The organism is Muriicola sp. E247, assembly GCF_041358175.1.
GTDB lineage: Bacteria > Bacteroidota > Bacteroidia > Flavobacteriales > Flavobacteriaceae > Muriicola.
Genome location: NZ_JBGKBE010000001.1, coordinates 712,249 through 733,357, shown reverse-complemented (window position 1 = coordinate 733,357; position 21,109 = coordinate 712,249). Strand labels below are relative to the sequence as shown.

12 protein-coding genes and 1 tRNA gene are annotated in these 21,109 nt (G+C 43.4%); 2 read left to right on the top strand and 11 right to left on the bottom strand.

The annotated features are described in order from the left end of the window. Position 1: 1 nt before the first annotated feature. Genes ACA086_RS03215 through ACA086_RS03205 form a run of 3 tightly spaced genes read right to left on the bottom strand, consistent with a single transcriptional unit; the run spans position 2 to position 3,297 of the window. Positions 2-973, bottom strand: coding sequence for a deoxyhypusine synthase family protein (locus ACA086_RS03215; protein WP_371001965.1), 972 nt, complete (start codon positions 971-973; stop codon positions 2-4). Beyond that, the gene (gene speB, locus ACA086_RS03210) at positions 966-1,910 is read right to left on the bottom strand and encodes an agmatinase (RefSeq protein ID WP_369746735.1); all 945 of its coding nucleotides are present in this window, start codon (positions 1,908-1,910) and stop codon (positions 966-968) included. Before speB ends, ACA086_RS03215 begins: the two co-directional genes overlap by 8 nt. Beyond that, positions 1,897-3,297 (bottom strand): arginine decarboxylase, encoded by a 1,401-nt coding sequence (locus tag ACA086_RS03205; protein WP_369746734.1) that lies wholly within the window; start codon positions 3,295-3,297, stop codon positions 1,897-1,899. The genes speB and ACA086_RS03205 overlap by 14 nt, the downstream gene beginning before the upstream one ends. Positions 3,298-3,550: 253 nt before the next feature. Between ACA086_RS03205 and ACA086_RS03200 the strand changes: the two genes are divergently transcribed. Further along, positions 3,551-4,264 carry a hypothetical protein gene (locus ACA086_RS03200; RefSeq protein WP_371001901.1) on the top strand — a complete coding sequence of 238 codons (714 nt, stop codon included), beginning with the start codon at positions 3,551-3,553 and terminating at the stop codon, positions 4,262-4,264. A 5-nt stretch (positions 4,265-4,269) separates the two neighbouring features. On the opposite strand, the gene moaC is transcribed toward ACA086_RS03200, so the two are convergent. From moaC to ACA086_RS03160, 8 genes are all read right to left on the bottom strand, one after another. After that, positions 4,270-4,698, bottom strand: coding sequence for a cyclic pyranopterin monophosphate synthase MoaC (moaC, locus tag ACA086_RS03195; RefSeq protein ID WP_371001900.1), 429 nt, complete (start codon positions 4,696-4,698; stop codon positions 4,270-4,272). Positions 4,699-4,701: 3 nt separating this feature from the next. Then, the gene (locus ACA086_RS03190; protein WP_371001899.1) at positions 4,702-5,145 is read right to left on the bottom strand and encodes a molybdenum cofactor biosynthesis protein MoaE; all 444 of its coding nucleotides are present in this window, start codon (positions 5,143-5,145) and stop codon (positions 4,702-4,704) included. A 94-nt stretch (positions 5,146-5,239) separates the two neighbouring features. Beyond that, positions 5,240-6,139, bottom strand: a complete 900-nt coding sequence (locus ACA086_RS03185; RefSeq protein WP_371001898.1) for a hypothetical protein — start codon at positions 6,137-6,139, stop codon at positions 5,240-5,242. Positions 6,140-6,399: 260 nt separating this feature from the next. Continuing rightward, on the bottom strand, positions 6,400-7,440 hold the full coding sequence (locus ACA086_RS03180; RefSeq protein WP_371001897.1) for an adenylate/guanylate cyclase domain-containing protein: 1,041 nt from the start codon (positions 7,438-7,440) through the stop codon (positions 6,400-6,402). Next, positions 7,437-7,814 (bottom strand): response regulator, encoded by a 378-nt coding sequence (locus tag ACA086_RS03175; protein WP_371001896.1) that lies wholly within the window; start codon positions 7,812-7,814, stop codon positions 7,437-7,439. Before ACA086_RS03175 ends, ACA086_RS03180 begins: the two co-directional genes overlap by 4 nt. A gap of 34 nt (positions 7,815-7,848) precedes the next feature. Continuing rightward, positions 7,849-15,900: an ATP-binding protein gene (locus tag ACA086_RS03170; protein WP_371001895.1), complete on the bottom strand. Its 8,052-nt coding sequence runs from the start codon at positions 15,898-15,900 to the stop codon at positions 7,849-7,851. Between the two features lie 562 nt (positions 15,901-16,462). Further along, positions 16,463-16,534, bottom strand: a tRNA-Arg gene (locus tag ACA086_RS03165). 175 nt (positions 16,535-16,709) lie between these two features. Further along, positions 16,710-17,291: a DUF3575 domain-containing protein gene (locus ACA086_RS03160; RefSeq protein WP_371001894.1), complete on the bottom strand. Its 582-nt coding sequence runs from the start codon at positions 17,289-17,291 to the stop codon at positions 16,710-16,712. Positions 17,292-17,479: 188 nt separating this feature from the next. Here ACA086_RS03160 and ACA086_RS03155 point away from each other — a divergent pair, with 188 nt between their 5' ends. Next, positions 17,480-20,749, top strand: coding sequence for a glycosyl hydrolase (locus ACA086_RS03155; RefSeq protein WP_371001893.1), 3,270 nt, complete (start codon positions 17,480-17,482; stop codon positions 20,747-20,749). Positions 20,750-21,109: the final 360 nt, after the last annotated feature.

The window sequence follows — 21,109 nt, the reverse complement described above, 5'->3', positions numbered from 1 at the left end:
ATTACATGTCCAAAAGATAAGCAAAAATTAATGGTGCAACAATAGTTGCATCACTCTCAATAATAAATTTAGGGGTTTCTATTCCCAGTTTTCCCCAGGTGATCTTTTCATTTGGAACTGCCCCGGAATAACTACCGTAACTGGTGGTACTGTCACTGATCTGGCAGAAATAGCTCCAGAAAGGAGTATCGGTCCTTTCCATATCCTGGTATAGCATAGGAACCACACATATTGGAAAGTCTCCGGCTATGCCTCCCCCGATCTGGAAAAAGCCGATTCCCTTTTCAGAATTCTCAGTATACCAGTCGGCCAGAAAGGTCATGTATTCAATCCCCGACTTCACCGTAGAAGCTTTTAATTCACTTTTAATTACGTAGGATGCAAATATGTTCCCCATGGTACTGTCTTCCCAGCCGGGACAAACTATAGGAAGGTTTTTTTCTGCCGCCGCATACATCCAGGAGTCTTTCAGGTCTATCTCGTAATATTCTTCCAAAACACCTGAAAGCAGCATCTGGTACATATATTCGTGAGGTAGGTACCGCTTACCTGCCTCTTCAGCCTCTTTCCACAATTTATGGATGTGCTCCTGTAGCCTTCGGAATGCTTCTTCCTCGGGAATACATGTATCGGTTACCCTGTTGAGGCCTTTTTCGAGCAAATCCCATTCTTGCTCCGGGGTTAGATCTCTATAGCTTGGAACCCTTTTATAGTGCGAATGTGCAACAAGATTCATGATGTCTTCTTCCAGGTTGGCCCCGGTACAGGAAATGATATGCACTTTATCCTGACGAATCATCTCGGCAAAGATCTTACCCAATTCTGCGGTACTCATGGCTCCGGCCAGAGAGACAAGCATCTTTGCTCCATTCTGTAACTGCTCTTCATACGCCTTGGCAGCGTCTACAAGGGCTGCTGCGTTAAAGTGCAGATAGTATTTTGAAATAAAATCTGATATGGGTCCTTTACTCATCATCTTCATTAAATTTCGGTAGGGAAGAATTTCCACTGCCTGTTTCCATCTCGTAGGTATTATCGTATTCATCCTCTACAGCTTCATCCTTGAATTTATAACTGAGCATTTTATAGTACAGTTTTGCAGCCAGGAAGTCTGAGGATCTATCGTTACTATTAGGGCATAATTCTACCAAATCAAAGCCGACCACATTTTTTTCTTCAAATACCTGCTTCAGGAATTCAAGGGTTTCATACCATAGAAGACCACCGGGTTCCGGAGTTCCTGTTGACGGCATAATTGACGGGTCTAAGGCGTCCAGATCGAAGGTAATAAACACATTTTCACCCAGTAAGTCAACGACCTTGTCCATCCAGTAGTCATCATCGACCATTTCATGTGCAAAAAATGTCTTTTCAACATCCATGATAGTTGTCTCTATAGCATCCATACTTCTGATACCTACCTGGACCAGATTTGTTTGCTGACTTGCCTCGTAAACTGCACAGGCATGGTTGAAAGGTGTACCATCATAGGATTCTCTTAAATCGGCATGTGCATCTATATGCAGAACGGTGAGATTTTCAAAACATTCATTAAAAGCACGGATAGATCCGATAGAAATAGAATGCTCTCCTCCAACCAGGGTAACGAATTTGTTTCGTTTGATGTACTCCTTTGTAATTTTATGTACACTATTTACCATAGCTTCGGGCTTGGAGAGCTCTGCTATAGGGCTGGTAACATGAACCCCTTGTTTGTAGACCTCCGTATCTGTCTCGATGTCGTAGAGCTCCATATTCTCGGAAGCTTCGAGCAGGGCCTCAGGACCTTTATCCGCTCCCTTCCCCCAGGTACTTGTACCGTCATAAGGTACGGGAATCAATACAACTTTCGATTTTTCAAGTTGTGCAAATTCGTCAGGGATTCCCGCGTAATTTTTAGATGTTCTCATATCCTAAAATTTTAAGCAATTCCGATGCTTTTTGTTGTTCACTAAATACTTGTGTCACCAGCTTCCCGTCTTCGTCACGATCTATGAGTATATGTTTAGGAGTGGGAATAAGGCAATGTTGCAAGCCTCCAAATCCCCCGATGGTTTCCTGATAAGCCCCGGTATTAAAAAACCCGATATAAAGCGGCTTGTCTTTCCTGTATTTGGGAAGGTAAATGGCGTTCATATCCTGAATACTGTTGTAGTAATCATCACTGTCACAGGTGAGTCCGCCCAACAATACTCTTTCATACTGATCGTGCCAGCGATTTACAGGCAACATAATAAAACGTTTGTTGATGGCCCAGGAATCTGGTAATGTGGTAATAAAACTGGAATCGATCATATTCCACTTTTCCCTATCATTCTGTTGTTTCTGATACAGCACCTCGTAGATTGCCCCTCCACTCTCTCCTACTGTAAAGCTTCCAAATTCAGTGAAGATATTGGGTACGGGCACGTCTGCTTCCTTGCAGGCGATATTGATCTGGTTAATGATCTCATCCACCATATACTCATAGTCGTACTCAAAGGCAAGAGAGTTTTTAGTGGGAAATCCTCCTCCGATGTTAAGACTGTCCAGGCTGGGACAAATCTTTTTTAGCCTTACATAAACCTTTAAACACTTGGTTAGTTCATTCCAGTAATAGGCATTGTCACGAATGCCGGTATTGATAAAGAAATGAAGCATCTTGAGTTCCACCTTATCATTGTCCCGGATCTGGTTTTCGTAAAATGGGACGATGTTTCTGTAGCCTATCCCAAGTCTCGAGGTATAGAACTCAAATTTTGGTTCTTCTTCGGAAGCGATCCTGATCCCGATACTAAATGGATCGTTAATTGCATCGCTGAGCAGGTCGATCTCTTCATAATTATCAATGATGGGGATGCAATTCCTGTGCCCCCCGTTAATAAGATCCGCGATGTTCTGTATGTATCTGTCCCTTTTAAAACCATTGCAGAGGACATAGGTATTATCTTTTATCTTGCCCGCCTTCTTAAGCTGTTCTACAATATTTATGTCAAAAGCCGAAGAAGTCTCAATATGGATGTCATTCTTCAGGGCTTCGTCAAGCACGTACTGGAAATGAGAACTTTTTGTACAATAACAGTAGATGTACTTTCCTTTATAATTGTGTCTTTCTATCGCTTTGGCAAACCACTCCTTAGCCCTGTTGATGTTTCTCGAAATCTTGGGCAGGTAGGTGAACTTAAGCGGACTTCCGTATTGTTCCACAAGAGATCTCAGGGGAATACCGTGAAATAGGAGATTATCCTCCTCCAGGGTAAACTCCTCCTGAGGGAAATAATAACTTTGATCGATCAGATCGATGTATTTAATGTTCATTAAATAGGTGAGGGATTAGATTTTTTTTATACGCCTGTACTTCCTTTCGGGTTAATGTCTTTAACTGAGCTGAATCTTCCTGATTTGCGGTGTAAATGAAATCAAAAAAAAGTAAAATTCAAGTTTTTTTTATACAATTTTCTAAATGATAATATAGGTTTAATATGCACATCTAAAAAATACCTTTCTAAATAAAATATCTGAAGGTCTAATTTCCTAACTCTTTGTATCTTAGGGTATAAATCAAGATGTCATGAAATACTCAATAAAAAGATTGGTGATGCCAGTTCTTATTGCATTTTTTTGCTCAGCTATCTGGGCACAACCCGGTCCTGGTGTGTACCTGAGAACGGATTCTGAATCCACGGATCTGATTCACGAAATAAAAATGAACGGTAATTATTTGGTGTATACGGAATACACCACCGCTCCGGATTTCGTCCGTACCCGAGGGGGATTTTATACCGTCGAGGGGGACTCCATAAAAGTACAACTCGAATTTAATTCAGCCTATGAAAATGATGGGGCTAAAGCGATGGCATTTTCTTATTCTATGGACGGAGACAAGCTTGTACTGAATGAAGGAAAACCAATTGGTCTGAAGCAGGTAAAAAGCAAGGATCAGGATCTGGACGGAGCCTGGCTCTTTGCAACACGAGGCCCTGATACCGGACAGGACAGAAGAGGAGAGTCTAATCCCAGAAAGACTTTAAAATTTCTAATGGATGGGCATTTTCAATGGATTGCCTACCATACTGAAACCATGCGGTTTTCGGGAACAGGTGGAGGTTCTTTTACTTCTGAGGATGGAGTCTATACCGAAAATATCGATTACTTCTCCCGGGATAATAGTCGGGTAGGCGCCTCATTGAATTTTAATTACGAACGCAAGGGCGACGACTGGCACCATACGGGAAAGAACAGCAGGGGTGAGCCCATGTACGAGATTTGGGCCATTAGAAAATAACGGAACTACCTCTTGTTGATATCTGATTTTCCTCCTGTCTTTTTTATCAGGCGGATTCTGGCGATTTCAACTCCCTTATCTATGGGTTTAAGCATATCGTAAAGGTTCAGGGCCACAACACTGGCCCCATGCATGGCCTCCACTTCTACCCCCGTTTTATAATGGGTCTTGACGGTGATGGTGATCCTGATCTGAAGTTCTTCTATTTCGTATCGGATATCTGTGTATTCAATCGGTAGCGGATGGCAATCGGGTAAAAGATCGGCAGTTTTTTTCACCCCCAGCAGTCCGGCTGCCTTGCTCATCGCAAAGACATCTCCCTTCGGCACTCTTTTTTCTCTGATGGCCTGTATTGTTTCAGGGGAACTTACTTCTACAATAGCCTCGGCGATAGCAGTTCTAAGTGTATTTTCCTTATGCGTTATATCGACCATCTTTTATGTATTCACTTTCCATTGATAGGATTCATCATCGAAGACTTCCTTGCCAAATACCGGCACCTCAGCTTTAATTTCTTCCACCACATAGTAAAGGGCGTCAAAGACCACTTTGCGATGCGGAGAAGAAACAAAGACAAAGAGGCATATTTCGCCTGTTTCCACCCTCCCAATGCTGTGGTAAATATGCATACAGCTCAGCTCAAATTTTGCAAAGGTGGCTTCCCTGATCTCGTGGAATTTCTGGTTGGCCATGGATTCATAGGCCGAATAATCAATTGCTTTAACCTCTTTTCCATCAATCACATCAGCCCTTACCTGTCCCAGAAAGATATCATGGGCACCAATTCCGGTTTTCGACTGGTGTTTGGCGATAGAATTGGCGATGAATTCGGGAGTTATGGCTCCCTTCACAAAGACATTTTTTACTTTGTTTTTATCCAAAATTTTAAGGCTTTCTTACGAAGGTAATGAGTTTTTCCTAATTGTATTCACCTTATGAATTCTTGTCTTATTCTTAAACGAAGGGGGATATTTATCAAGGTTGCTTCTCGATGTAGTACAGCACAAAATCTTCATTCTCTTTTTTGTGATAATACAGTCCGTTGTCATCTGCAGAAAAGGTAGGCCCTTCCACAAATCCGGTAATCTCGGAGATGAGTTGTGGTTCTGAAAAAGGAAGGTCAGAAGATGTTCGGGTTGCGATATAAATCTTTGCTTCAGAATCAGGTGAAATATCTCCGATAATCCTGGTAAAACAAAGTTCCAGTTCATTTTTTGAAATTGCAGCGGCATATTCCAGATTATCCGTATTGATATTTGCCAGTAAAGTAGCGCTATTGGGATCCCTTTGAAATTCAGTTCCGTTTTTTCGCGCAATTGAAAAATTCGCCTCCCTCGGTCCTCCGTTCTCGTCGTAAAGGCCGTCTACAAAATAAAGCGTTTGTCCGTCGTTGGATACTTCCACATCAAAATTCAGCCAGCCCGGCTGGTTCAGGGACAGATTTTCAACCACAGATATATTGGTGAGTCCACCTGCATCGTAGGTTCCCATATAAATCGATTGAAGCGTTTGAAAATAATCGCCAGTATATACGTAATACAAGTTATTATTCTGATCCATGGTAGGGACGCCCTCAAGACTTTCCGTGGCCACCCCCTGTAACTCCCCCTGGTATTCAAACAGGGTATTGTTGATACGTGTACTCCAGTGGAGATTGGTGTCTACAGAAGGATTGTTCAGGTTGTTGAAGAAAAGGATACTGCCATCCCTGCTTAAAAATGGCTCCATGATCTGGTCGTCATAGCCCTGCACGCTTACCCGTTGGGGGGTTCCGAATTCGATACTAGTTTCTAAAACCTCTCCCTCCTCGTCTGAAGATGAACAGGCGGCCAAAAACAAAATTATAATTAGGACATAAAATGATTGGAATTTCATAAGGTTGATTTTAATTAGGACCCCTTTTTTACAAAAGGGTTTAATGAGCTCTTACTTCATGCCCTTATCTCAACAGAACACGAAATAGCTCTTACTAAAGAACGAATAAGTCGTCTGAATATTACCGTCCTTGTTCCACCAAGTTTTATACAAATTGTAAGGGTTGAGTCACCCTCCTGGGAAGATGTGTAGTACTGTCAGGCAATCCATTTAGAATTCACTTTGTCTTATGGGGTGATAAGACCTTAAAATGCCTTTAGTTAATCCAATACTTCGTAAACCGTGATCTTGTCTTTTTTGTTCTTCAGCTGAATATCACCTACCTTCTTACATTTGAAGGATTCCTTTACGGTCTCATAGCAACTTTCTGTGATCAGGATCTGGTTTTCTTTGGCAGCATCCTGTAGGCGAGCCGCCGTGTTTACGGTGTCTCCTATGACCGTATAATCGAGTCGTTTCAGGCTAGCCGATCCGATATTCCCCGAGATCATTTCCCCCCTTTTAATCCCAACAGAAACCATGGGTTTAAAGTTTGCCGGAAGATCTTTTGGATCAAGGGTATCCATCTGATTTCGAATGGCAAGAGCGGTGTCAATAGCCCTGTCTAAATGGTATTCCCCCCGGAAAACCGCCATGATTGCATCTCCCATGAATTTATCGACAAAACCCTGTTGTGCAATGATCTCCTTCACCATGATGTCGAAGTAAGTGTTGATCATCTGCACCACGGTATCTGCCTTGTTCTTTTCACTGAACTTTGTAAAGCCACAGAGATCGAAGAAGACCACTGTTCCTTCTATGGACTCATTGAGCATCACGCTGGATTCATATTCCTGTGTCCCCATAAAATTCAGCACGTTTTCATCCACGTACATTTTCAGAATATTGTTCTCCTTGATAGCCTGCAGGGTCTTTTTGAGCTGCCTGGCAAATGCGATGGTCTTTTCCATGGTAATAGAAAGGTCCTCAAAATTGATTGGCTTGGTAATAAAATCGAATGCCCCTCGGTTCATGGCCGTACGTATGTTATCCATGTCACCATAAGCTGAGACAATGACCGACTTTATTAGCGGACTCAGTTCATTGATTTTACTGAGTAGCGTAAGCCCGTCCATAATGGGCATATTAATGTCGCTCAATACAATATCCACATCCGGATTCTCCTTCATTTTTTCGAGGGCCATCTGCCCATTCTCGGCAAATAAAAATTCGTATTCCTTCTGCCTGATCTTCTTGCGGAATTTCTGCTTAATCAGGACTTCCAGATCTGTTTCGTCATCGACGACCATTATTTTTGTCATGATGCAATCTCTTTAAGTTTGTTTTTCAATACTCCAAAATCCAGGGGTTTAGTCAGGAAATCATCAGCGCCAAGGCGTCTTGAGCTAGACCGGTTCTCCTCATCCCCATAGGCTGTGATCATCATCACCACAGGCGGGGGTTTTACGTATTCCTTTTTGATAAATTCAAGCAGATCAAGCCCGCTCATCCCTGGCATATTGATGTCTGATAGTATGAGTACAGCCTCGTGCTCCAAATCTTTTAACAGGTCTACCGCCTCCTCCCCTGAAAAGGCAAAGACAAAATGCATGTCCCCACTCCGGATCTCTTTGCGGAAGCGTTGCTGGAAAAGGATCTTTACGTCTTGTTCGTCATCTACTACTAGTATTTTCATGGTAGAGGTATATACTATTGGTTGGTTTATCAATTTAATTTACAGGCAATTCAATTGTAAATTCTGTTCCTTGTCCTTTTTTGGTATCCACTCGTAATTCCCCACCGTGCCATTTGGTCACGATGTCGTAACTCATACTCAGGCCAAGTCCGGTACCCTCTCCTGTGGGCTTGGTAGTAAAAAAAGGTTGGAAGATCTTATCTTTAATACTTTTAGGGATTCCATTCCCATTGTCTTTCACACTAATTTCAACACCATTCTTTGTTTTCTTGGTACTTACCGTTACCGTTGGCTCATATGTTTCATCCTCTGAAGCCTTGGCGAAAGAGGATTTCTCTTTTACTGCATAAAATGCATTAGTGATCAGGTTCAGGATCACCCTTCCCATATCCTGGGCCAATATGTTTACTTTTCCTATAGACTCATCAAAATGGGTTTCCAGGGTAGCGTTAAAGGTCTTATCCTTCGCCCTAAGGCCGTGGTAGGCTAGCCGCAGGTATTCATCTGCCAGCACATTGAGGTCTGTGAGTTCTTTTTCCCCGCTGCTCGTCCTGCTGTGCTGCAGCATCCCTTTAACGATGCCGTCGGCGCGTTTACCGTGGTGGTTGATCTTATCCAGGTTCTGTTTGATATCTTCCATCAGGGCTTTAGCTTCTTCAAGGTCTCCCTTACTCATTTCCTCCAGCATTTCCTCCAGCAATTCCACACTCACTTCCGAGAAATTGTTGACGAAGTTAAGCGGGTTTTGAATCTCGTGCGCAATTCCGGCTGTAAGTTCTCCGAGAGAAGCCATTTTTTCAGATTGGACCAGCTGATTCTGTGTTGCCTTGAGTTCTTCAAGGGTATTTTCTACCTGTTCCTTGGCCCTTTCGAGTTTGACGAAATCTTCATAACGGGCATAGGCAATGGCAAAGGCATCAGCCAGGGTCTGAACCAGTTCGATCTGATTCCCATCCAGAGGTTCGGTATTCCCAACATATAACATGCCCTGGGTAAAAGGCACAAAATGAAGGTGGAGCGATTCCGGAGGTTGTTCGGCTCCCTGGTATTCCTTCTCATTGCTAACTTGTCCAAGATCCTTCATCAGTTGCATAAATTCCAGGAATTGACTTTTATCCCAATGAGTTCTGTATACCTCATTCTTTTTCCAGTGTGCAACGGTTGCCGCAGTAACCTTCTCGGCATCAAAAGGTATTTTCATCGCACCAAGGGAATGCCCGTCAGGAGCAGAAAGGAATGCCTGGACAGTTTTACTGGATTCATCAATAATAAAGACCCCACATCGGATAAATGGAATCTCCAAGGCCTTGAGTTCATTCCATATCAAGGGGGTGATCCGCTCCAGGTCCTCAGTGGATCGCATACTGGCAATTTGCCCACGAACCCTGTCCAGAGTGGCTTGTTTTAGGGCATCACGCGCTTGTATCTCAGCCTTCAACAGATCCAGATATCGTCTATAAGTCTGCCCGAACACTCCGGCAAACCGATCAAGGATTTTTGAGGCTTCCTCGGAAAAAGGGTTTTCTGCAGAAGCAAAAAGGACACCGGCAGAAAAAACGGAAATTCTATGGTATATTCTATCGGGTACACTGTCTAAATTGACATTAAACGAATATTCGGGTTCCTCATTTAATTTGCTGTAATAATTCCTGACATCCTCATTCTTAAGTTCATAGGAATATCCTTTCTTCCCGGTTTTCCAGGCATTTTTAACCCCGACCAGCAAGGGGTGTATACTCATATCCAGCATCCCCAGTTTTAGATCAACCTTGCCTTCGGGCGTAGCGTTGACAGACCAGGTTTCCATTTTTTCATTCCCTTCAAGGATACCGATACCGCATCGTATAGATTCGTCCAGCCCCAGCTTCTGTACCTCATCAAAGAGTGTAACCACGGTAGCCGCAACGTCCTGACTGTTATGCATGGCCATCGTTTTAGAACGTACCCGTTCCAGAGCCGCTTCTATCTGTGCTTCCCTGGCCTGGGTTTCTGCCTTCTTTAGCTCTTCGTAGCGTTTATACGTTAAGTTCAACACCTTAATTAACCTTCTATAAACTTTGAGTTCCTCTTCATCTAATGCCTTGTCAGACCAGGCATAATTGGCGGTGTCCTCTAAAAAGAAAAAGTAGCCATGTTGTACCGTATCCATAGGTGGTATTGGTATGTCAATGGCGTGGCCTAAAATAGCGTAATAGCTTTTCATTTCCTCTCCCTGAAGGGCATAGTACAAATCTTCCTTTGCCAAGTAATGTTCATATATCTCTTCCAGTAACGGATGGCCCTCAAGTTTTAATTGACCTACCACTTTCCCTAAATCCGTAGCCGTATGTAATTCAACTATTTTGGTATCCGAGTTTACTTTTGCATGTCCAAATCTTAAAGCATGCACCTGGAGGGTATCTAGTTCTTTATAAAGTATTTCCACGGTATCGGCAAGGTCATCAGAACTGTGCATGGCCATTGCTTTAGATCGAACCCGCTCCAGGGCTGCTTCTATCTGTGCTTCCCTGGCCTGAGATTCAGCTTTTTGGAGGTCGAGGAAACGTGTATAGCTCTGTTCGAACACCTTTAGGAAACGTTTAATGATCTCATTTTCCTCATCACTGTATAAAATTCCATCATAGCGCATTATTGACAAAGAGGTATATTTTCCAATTGCGTTGGATGTTCCAATACCAGGGCTGGAAAAGATGAGGTCTTTTCTTGCCTGAGGCGCATTTCTAAGTATGGTATTATCAAAAAAGTGATGAAATAAATTATCCTTCTGGCGTTTCGAAAATTTTAGTGTATAAAATGATTCCCCATTGGTTACTGCTTCCCTGAAACGTTTGAAAAATATATTTTTAGTGAATGGTGCATGCACCTGTTCCGGATAAACCACACCATTGGTGACTATCCAACAATGCAGTTCTTTAAAATCATCAATAGATTCTATTATTTGGGCCGAATGCATTTTCAATCCCAGCGAAGCCAATTGATTGTACAACATTACTAAAACATTATGAAGATCTTTACTTTGGTGCATCGCCAGCGAGGCTGACCGAACTTTTTCCAGAGCCGCCTCAATTTGTGCTTCCCTGGCTTGTGCTTCCGCTTTTTGCAGATCGAGAAAGCGGATATAGGCCTGTTCAAAGACCTTGGATAATCGCTTTAGGATTTCATATTCTTCAACACTGAATTCTTCTTCTACTTCTTCTATTAATCGCAAAACGCCTATTCCTGAATACTTTCCCAGCGCAACTATACCTGCCCACGATTTAGCGTCAAGTACATACTTTTTCCTATCCTCAGAAATTTCAATTTTTGAGTTATTTAGAAGATGGCGATAGAGTCTATTTTTTTCTTTTTTACTCGTACCTGACATCGTAAAAAAGATTTTGTTAGTCGTTCGGGCATGATAAATACCATCAAAAAATTGGTGTTTGAAATACGGAAAATAAACTTCATTAGGATAAAGACCACCATCACCTGCGATCCACATATTTATTCCTTTATCCCCCTCCTCAAAGCGGTATATATGAGCAGCACTGATATTTAACCCCAGGTTCCTAATTTCCTGTGAAACGGTCAATACCACTTTATGCAATTCCTGACTTTTGTGCATAGCCATGGTGCGGGAGCGAACTTTCTCCAAGGCGGCTTCAATCTGCGCTTCCCTAATTCTGGCTTCAGCTTTTTGAAGATCGAGAAAACGGGTATACGCCTGTTCAAATACCTTTGCAAATCTTTGAAAGATTAAATTGTCTTCTTCAGCAAAAGGAACAGCTCTGTAATTAACTAGATACAGGTCTATATTCTCTAAGAAAAAACTTGAACGGGCAAAACCCGGTGCGTTCAGAATAAATTTCTTAATAGGTTCCGGGAAATTTTTCAGATCTGAATTCTTAATCAAATGTTTAGTCCACTCCTTGTTTTCCGCAGCAGAAAATACATCTGAAATAAAAGTTTCATTGTTCTTTTTAGCCTCATAAACCCTATTTATTACCGGATTATTTAAATGCGGGATTTCCATAAATATGGGTTTGGGTTGTCCCCTGGAAGTCATCCAAAAATTAAAAGTGCCCTTCTGATCATTTGTGGCAAAACTTACCGTATCAAAATCTAAATTTAAATGTCGCAACTGCCCGGAGACAACCTCTATGACATCCAGCATTTCGCTACTATTATGCATGGCCATACTTCTGCTCCGTACTTTCTCCAATGCCGCCTCTATCTGTGCTTCTTTTGCCTGAGATTCAGCTTTTTGGATGTCGAGGAAACGTGTATAGCTCTGCTCGAACACCTTAGCAAAACGCTTAATGATCTCATTTTCCTCCTCACTGTACAGAATCCCATCATAGCGCATTATTGACAAGGAGGTATATTTCCCCATTGCATTGGATGTTCCAAGACCAGGGCTGGAAAAGATGAGGTCTTTTCTTTCCTGAGGCACATTCTTAAGTGAGGAATTATCAAAAATGTGATGAAAGTGCTTATCTTTTTGTTGTTTTGAAAGTTTTAGGGTATAAAATGATTCCCCATTGGTTACTGCTTCCCTGATACGTTTGAAATATATATTTTTAGAGAATGGTATATGAACCTGTTCCGGATAAACAGCACCATTGGTAACTATCCAGGAATGTATTGCTTTGGGATCTTCAATAGATTCACTTATTTGGGCCGAGTGCATCTTTAATCCCAGGGCATCCAATTGATTGTACAACATTACTAAAACATTATGAAGATCTTTACTTTGGTGCATCGCCAGCGAGGCTGACCGAACTTTTTCCAGAGCCGCTTCTATCTGTGCTTCTTTTGCCTGAGCTTCTGCCTTTTGCAAGTCCATAAAGCGGATATAGGCCTGTTCAAATACTTTGGCAAAGCGTTTCAGGATCTCATTTTCTTCAGCAGTGTACTGGTTGTTTGAATACCTTGCTATTTGTATACTTGAATTCTTCGCAAAGGAAATGGAAGTGGAAAAGGCTGAGGAGGTGACCATTTTCCTTTTCAGGTCCCTGGGGAAATCTCCATGGGTGAGCAGGTGATTTACATATTCCTCTTTAATCTTGCCCGAATAGGTCCTCGCAAACAGATCGGGTCTTTCTTTAATGGCCTTATTATAATCCCGCTGGACTTTGGTGTCTTTGTTATAAGGAATACGCAAGACCTTTCCCATGGGCGCCCCGCCTATCCAAACATCATAATCCTTCTTTTCTTCTATGACCCCGCTCATCCCCACGGCATCCATCACTACTCCCAATTCCTGGAGCTGGTGATACACCGCATTGGCCACCAGTTGCATTTCGCTGGTGGTATGCATGGCTAATGACTGTGAACGTACTTTCTCTAATGCCGCCTCAATTTGTGCTTCTTTTGCCTGGGCTTCTGCTTTTTGCAGGTCGAGAAATCGGGTGTAGGTCTGTTCGAAGACTTTTGCAAAACGTTTAAATATTTCGTGGGATTCCGGAGACGGTTCGTAGGTAATAAATAAGACATAACCATATTTGAAAAAGGCTACATGGTCTATTTGCGAAGTAGGAAACGGAATACCCGCGTCCTTCATTTTGAGCAGCTGCTCACCTACACCGGGCAAGGTGCATAAATAATCGTAATGAGCCGGACATTCGTCTTCCCCAATTTCATTGATTAGAAGGGTTTCTCCTTTCTGACCCGCCTTATAATAACGAAGGAAAATACCTTCCATTGGAGTTCTGTATTCCGGAAATGTACCCTGACCATTACTGCCCCATTCTAACGAGCCTTTAGATTCATCGTCATAAATATTAAAGGCACAAAACCAGGTATCTACTCCCAGGGCCTGAACCTGTTTTACCAACTCAAGGGATAGATCGGCCAGTTCCTCACTTTTGTGCATGGCCATACTCCTTGATCTTACCCGCTCCAAAGCAGTCTCGATTTGAGCTTCTCTGGCCTGGGCTTCTGCTTTTTGAAGATCGAGGAAACGGGTGTAGGTCTGGGCAAATACCTTTCCAAATCGTTTAAAAATATCATGAGCTTCCGGAACAGCCTCATAGGTGATAAAGAGTAAAAAACCTTCGTTAAATCGAACCAAATGATTAAACTGTTGCACTGGTAAGTCTAGTCCGGCTTTCTCAAACTGCTCGAAAGTCGCTTTAAGTTCAGGAAGGGATTTCATATAATCATAATGTGCTACCAAATCTTCCCCATCCTGCCCATAGACAAAATATTCCTCCTTATTGATAATGGCATCATACCAGGGTTTTAAACTTTCATGTTCGGACAGGGGCAGCGTAAATGGTTTTTGAAGTTCACCTTCACTGCTCATGATACATACACTCGATTTTTTATCTTCCGACAAAATGTTGTAACCACAACTCCAGGCAGGTATATCTAAATTTTGGACTTCCAAAAACAACACATTGGCAGCTTCGGGCAATTCATCACTATGCTGCATTGCCATGGTGCGGCTCCGTACTTTTTCCAGGGCCGCCTCGATCTGAGATTCTCGGGCCTGGGCTTCTGCGTTTTTCAGGTCTAAAAAACGGGTGTAGGTCTGCTGAAAAACTTTGGCAAATCGCCTGAGAATTTCATTTTCCTCACCGGAATACGGAGTTCCGGAGAAATTTTCAATATAGAGTCCGATATCCTTTTCTATGGCCGTTGATATGGCCAATCCGGGACAACTGAAATAAAAATCCTTCACCTTTTTAGTTAATCCTTCAACGTGGGGCAGCAGAACTTCATAAAAACTGTTCTTTTCCTCAAAGTCCATTAGCGTTGTAAAGAAATCCTTTCCCTTTTTTTTCGCCTTTGTGAATTGTCGGTCCCAGACCAGATCTAGGTAAGGGACTGTAACCTTTGATGGAATATCCTGTGTTTCGGCAATCCAAAAATGCCAGTCCTTTTTAGGTTCATAATCAACCACAATTCCCGCATGATCCGCATTGATATTTAAGTGGGCCAATTGGTCGAAGATTACCTTTACGACATCTTTAAGCTCTTCACTTTTTTGCATGCCCATACTTCTTGAGCGAACCCGCTCCAATGCAGCTTCGATCATGGCTTCACGGGCCTGGGATTCTGCTTGTTGAATATCCAGAAAACGTGTGTAGGCTTGTTCAAAGACTTTAGCAAACCGGGAAAGTATATCTCCCTGACTATCAGTTAATGCCTTATCACCAACCATTTCCAGCATTCCATACTTCATGTAGGCAGCGGAACTTAACTTTCTCTCCTTAGCCAGAAACTCTTTCCTAATGTCTTCAGGTAGTTCAAAAAAGTCTTTGTTGGAAAAGGTTTGCTTGTCGTAACTCTTTTTGAGATCCCCTTCAAAGGCCAGGACCTTATATTTCTCCCCATTCTTCCAATCATCCAATTGCATTCTGTAATAAGGGTGGTCAAAATATGAAATGTGAAAACTCCTTGGGTGAACATCTTCTCCAAATCCAGACATCCATATATCCATACCTTCCTCCTTATCGTAAAGGTTTAATGTACATCCTTCAGAATCAATACCAAGGGCCTTTAATTGGGCGAAGACCACACTAATTACGTTGGCAAGTTCTTCTCCTTTCTGCATAGCCATGGAGGCTGTCCTTACCTTTTCCAGGGCAGTTTCTATCTCCAGATCACGGGTCCGTTCTTTGATCTTAGCTTCTAACTCTTCGTTTTTCTTGCGGAGGCCTTCCATCGGAAAGGCTTCCTCCTCATCGATATCCTTGTCGGGTGTTGATCCATGAAAATGAGTAATTACCCATTTGTCGGATTCTTTTTCGAGAATTGTGGAAAGTCTGAGTTGAAGAGTGTGATTGTTATCCTGCATATACAGTTCAAAATCTTCCAGGACTAGCAAGGTAGAATCATTGGTGAGAAACTTCTCGATTACAGGTTTGCGGGTCAAGGTAAATTGCGTACCCCTCAATTGTTCGGCTTGCATAACGGCCATGTTCCTAAGTGCCTCCCGGTCTTTAAAAAATTCGTGAGCTGCAGTGCCATAACCCAGAAATTTGGGATGTACAACTTTATCGAGTTCTTCTACGGGCCTGAAATAGAAAAAGATCTCGATAATCTTATCGTATGTAGCACGGGCCTCAGTACTGTTTTTGCCCTGGGAGGATGGTTTCATTGGTGGTGGTTATAAGGCAAGTGCGCCACTTTCTGCATACTAGTAAAAGCAAAAAACAACGAACACAGGAAGGTTGGGTTCGACCTCCATTACTAATATAAGCAAGATTTTGTAATAAATGGAAAGCAGTTGGGTGAAGTTGGGCTGGCCCTATAAATGCCTCATCCTGAAAATACAAAAGCCCAACTGCTGCGCAGTTGTATTTATTTTTGGACCCGCACTTTAAATTCACCAGGATTAGCTCCCCCTGAAGCTTGCTCCGCTATGCTTCAGGAGTCGCTGTTCCTGAAAAAGCCTCATCCTGAAAATACAAAAGCTCAACTGCTGCGCAGTCCATTCTTCTCTTAGGCCAAACCTAATCACCAGGATTAGCTCCCCTGAAGCATAGCAAAGCACACTTCAGGAGTCGCTGTTCCTGAATAAGACTCATTCTGAAAATACAAAAGCCCAACTGCTGCGCAGTTGTATTTATTTTTGGACCCGCACTCAACAAAACAAGTTTCTTTCGGCGGGTCGCAAAAATAAAGCCTTTGCTTTTCGCAAAGGCTTTTGTGCTTATCTGTAGCCTCACCAGGAATCGAACCTGGATCTAAAGTTTAGGAAACTTCTATTCTATCCGTTGAACTATGAGGCCTCTTTCAGGACGGCAAATTTATGAATACTTTTTGAAATGTTTTGCTGTCTATTGAGGAAACTTCCCCCGATAGCTATCGGGGCTATCCGTTGAACCTGCCTGGCGGCAGGCAGGCTATGAGGCCAAATTGGGAGGGCAAATTTAAGAATACTTTTCTAATGATCGGGTATCAATTTTAACGCAGGCTGTACACCAGCATGAGTCCGCCACGATACGGGATCCACTCCCCGCTTTTATTGAAACTTCGGTCCTCATCCAAAGGGATATCGATCCGCATTCTCGTCTCCTGACTATAAGCCCTGTAGGTGGCCTGGGAAGTGCCTCCGCCCAGAAAGAGCTCCAGCGCCCAACGGTCTGATAACCGTTTCTTATACCCTATCGATGCCCCGATATAGTAATTACGTCCACTCTGGTACACATCTTCATCATAACCGTATTTGGTGAGTGTAAACATTCCAAAGCCCACATTTCCCCCAAAAAAGAACCCACTGATGTCAGTTTTTCCATAGTAGCGTACTTCTCCGAAGGCCTGTGTAAACTGCAAGGGCTTGCCGTCAAAGGAATCCCAGAATGATCCCGACAGGTCCATTTGAAAACTAAAACGCTCTGAGATCGGAATTTCTATCCCCACATTGGGGATTAGTAGCAAAGCCGAGGCGGCATTGAATTTTAGTTCGGTCTGACCATAATTTGAATTACTTATGCCTACTAAAAGGAGTAAGAATAATACAGCGGTATAAGCTTTTCCATTTTTCATCTCGATTCCCTTTCCGGAAATTTAAATGTATCGAATTCTATCAAGAACAGCCCACAAAATCGATGTATTGATTCCAATTTAAGTTCCTTTTACTTCATTCTTTATTCTTCCTGTAAATCCTTCAGCAAAATTTCTATAATTGTTGTATTTTGTACATTCTCTTTTTTACTAACTCAAACACTATATCCATGAAAAAAGGACTACTCGTTTCACTTGTATTTCTGCTCATCTCTTCCCTGGCCTTTTCACAAAGGAATCGGGGCGCATCGGCAGATGCAGATTCTAAAGAAGACAAACTTTCCCTGGCCGGACTCAAACTTCGGAATGTTGGGCCGGCATTCCTGTCAGGCCGGATCGCCGACATCGCCCTCCATCCTGATGATCCCAGCATCTGGTACGTAGCTGTAGGCTCAGGTGGGGTATGGAAAACTGTTAATTCTGGTACTACCTGGACACCCATCTTCGATAAGGAAGTATCCTATTCTATAGGTTGCCTAACCATCGACCCTAATAACCCTTCCACCATCTGGGTGGGTACCGGGGAAAATGTTGGAGGTAGGCACGTGGCCTATGGAGACGGAGTCTATAAAAGTGAAGATGGAGGTAGTAGCTGGAAAAATATGGGTCTGAAAGCCTCGGAGCATATTTCTGAAATCATCGTACACCCGGATAATCCGGATGTGATATGGGTCGCTTCCCAGGGACCCCTATGGAGCAAAGGAGGCGACAGAGGCCTCTTTAAATCCACAGACGGAGGTGAATCCTGGAAGAAGGTGTTAGGAGGAAATGAATGGACCGGAGTTACCGATATCATGATGGACCCCCGCAATCCTGACAGGCTTTACGCGGCCACATGGCAAAGACACCGTACCGTGGCTGCCCTGATGGGTGGAGGGCCCGATTCAGGCCTGCACCGCTCTGAAGACGGAGGCGAAACCTGGGAGAAACTGAACTCCGGATTGCCAAAATCAAATCTTGGAAAGATAGGGATCGCCATCTCTCCCCAGCAACCCGATGTACTCTACGCGGCTATCGAATTGGATAGAACTCAGGGGGCAGTTTACCGCTCTGAAGACCGGGGTTCTTCCTGGAAAAAAATGTCGAATACCGTTTCAGGTGGAACAGGACCACATTACTACCAGGAACTATATGCCAGTCCGCATGCCTTTGACCGGCTCTACCTTATGAACGTACGTATCTTAACCTCCGATGACGGCGGAAAGACCTTTGTACAATTGCAGGAAAGCGACAAGCATTCTGACAATCATTCTATCGCCTTTAGGGCCGATGATCCCGATTACCTGCTAGTGGGCACAGATGCAGGGATCTACGAAAGCTTCGACCTGGCTAAGACCTGGCGGTATATCAAAAACCTGCCGCTTACCCAGTTTTATAAAGTGGCCGTGAATAATCAAAAACCGTTCTACCATATTTTTGGTGGAACACAGGACAACGGCTCCGCCGGAGGGCCATCGAGAACCGATGAGCCACAAGGGATTAGAAATGCGCATTGGTATAAGACCCTGGGAGCAGACGGGCACCAGTCGGCTACCGATCCCGAATACAACCATATCATCTACGCAGAAACCCAGCAGGGAGGATTGCATAGGGTAGACCTGATTACCGGCGACAGGGTATTTATCCAACCTCAACCCAGGGCTGGGGAACCACACGAACGCTTCAACTGGGATGCACCAATACTGGTGAGTCCGCATAAACCATCGCGACTCTATTTTGCCTCCTACCGGGTTTGGAAATCGGAAGATAGGGGAAACAGCTGGACACCCATTTCAGGTGACCTTACCCGCAATGAAGAGCGGATTACCTTACCCATCATGGGGAAACAGCAAAGCTGGGACAATGCATGGGATGTTGGGGCTATGTCTAATTACAATACTATTACCTCCCTATCAGAATCTCCTGTTACTGCAGGGGTTATCTATGCGGGAACAGATGACGGATTTATTCAGGTCACAACCGATGGAGGTGGCAATTGGAACGGCATTCCCGTAACCAGACTCGGACTTCCTTCTCGTTCTTTTGTGAATGATATTAAAGCCGACCTGTTTGATGAAAGCACGGTATATGTAGCACTCGACAATCACAAAGAAGGGGATTTCTCTACCTATCTATACAAGAGTACCGATAAGGGTGCAAGCTGGAGATCTATCAAGGGCGACCTTCCTCAGAATACGATTATATGGCGCCTGGTTCAGGATCATGTGAATAAGAACCTGCTGTTTATTGGAACGGAAAACGGGATTTACACCTCAATGAATGGTGGGGTAAACTGGCATAAAGTACCGGGATCCCCTACAATTTCCTTCCGCGATCTGGTGATACAGAAGGAAATGAATGACCTGGTGGGTGCGTCCTTCGGCCGGGGCTTTTTTGTGCTGGACGATTACAGTGCCCTGCGTGAAATAACCGACGCATCCCTGAAAAAGGAAGGGGCACTTTATTCAACAAGGACAGCCCCCTGGTATGTACCTAAAAACGTAGTGGGCAACACCGGAGCAGATTATTACTTTGCTGAGAATCCCGAATTTGGGGCCTGGTTTACCTATTCCCTGGCAGAAGGATTTACTTCAAAATCTAAAGCGCGTAAGGACAAGGAAAAAGATCTGGAAAAAAGAAATGCTTCCATTCCCTTTCCTGGATGGGATGCCTTGGAAGAGGAACGACGGGAGCAGGATCCAAAAATCTGGATCACCATTAAGGATGCCAATAACAACGTGATCCGAAATGTGGAGGGCAGCGATAAAAAAGGCACTAATCGTGTTGCATGGGATTTAAGGCACCCCAGCTCCAGGGCTATCAGGCCAGGACAGTCTTCAGGCGGGGGCAGATCCTGGTGGAACTCAGGTCCGCTGGCCATGCCAGGAACCTATACTGCAACTCTTTCTAAGGAAGTAGATGGAGTCCTCACACAACTGGATGGACCTATCACCTTTCAGGTTGAACCCTTGTTTGAAAGTACTTTAAAAGGCGTTTCTTATGAAGAGTACAATGCATACATCTCTTCATACAATGAAGTTGCCACCCAGGAAAGTAAAATTTCCGATGTTTTAAATAGCAGCATGGACAAAGTGAAGGCCATGAAGCTGGCCTTGAGCAGGGCTCCTGCTGCACCTGGAAATACAGCAACAAGACTGCACGACCTGCAGCAACAACTGTTTGCTTTTGAAGAGAGACTGGAAGGCAATAAGTCCAGGGACGAGATCGGGGAACGCAATCCGCCCAATGCAGGAGATCATTTAAATGTGGCCAGACGTGGTTTATCAACTACATACGGCCCCACTCCTCTACATAAGCAGAATCTCGAGCTGGCCAAGACCATGATGGCCTCTTTGTATACAGAGATCAGAACCATTGCCAATACGACAATTCCACAATTGGAAAAGGATTTGCAGCGGATGGGCGCTCCTTATATTTTAGGGCAGGGGATAGATGATTAATGGTATTGAACCAAAACAAAAAGCGCTGCCCATTGGCAGCGCTTTTTTATTGAGTTAGCTTGATTTTAAAATATGGCCCCAGTATGGTAATGGGTAATCCAGGCAATCCAGGCAATTCCGACACAAATCATAAACCTGGCAATTTCCAAAGCATTTATCTTATTGTTCATTTTCAAAATTTTATTAAGATTTAGATTGCCAATATAAAATGGTAATTCACCTGGTGTAAGCAATTTGGATAAAATCAATGTTTTACAAGTCAAAAGGACCCGACTTTTCCGTTAATAGAGGGAATTGATATTTTATCGAATTACTGATAATCTTATCTACTGGTTGAGTTCACCATTAACTCCGTTGTTT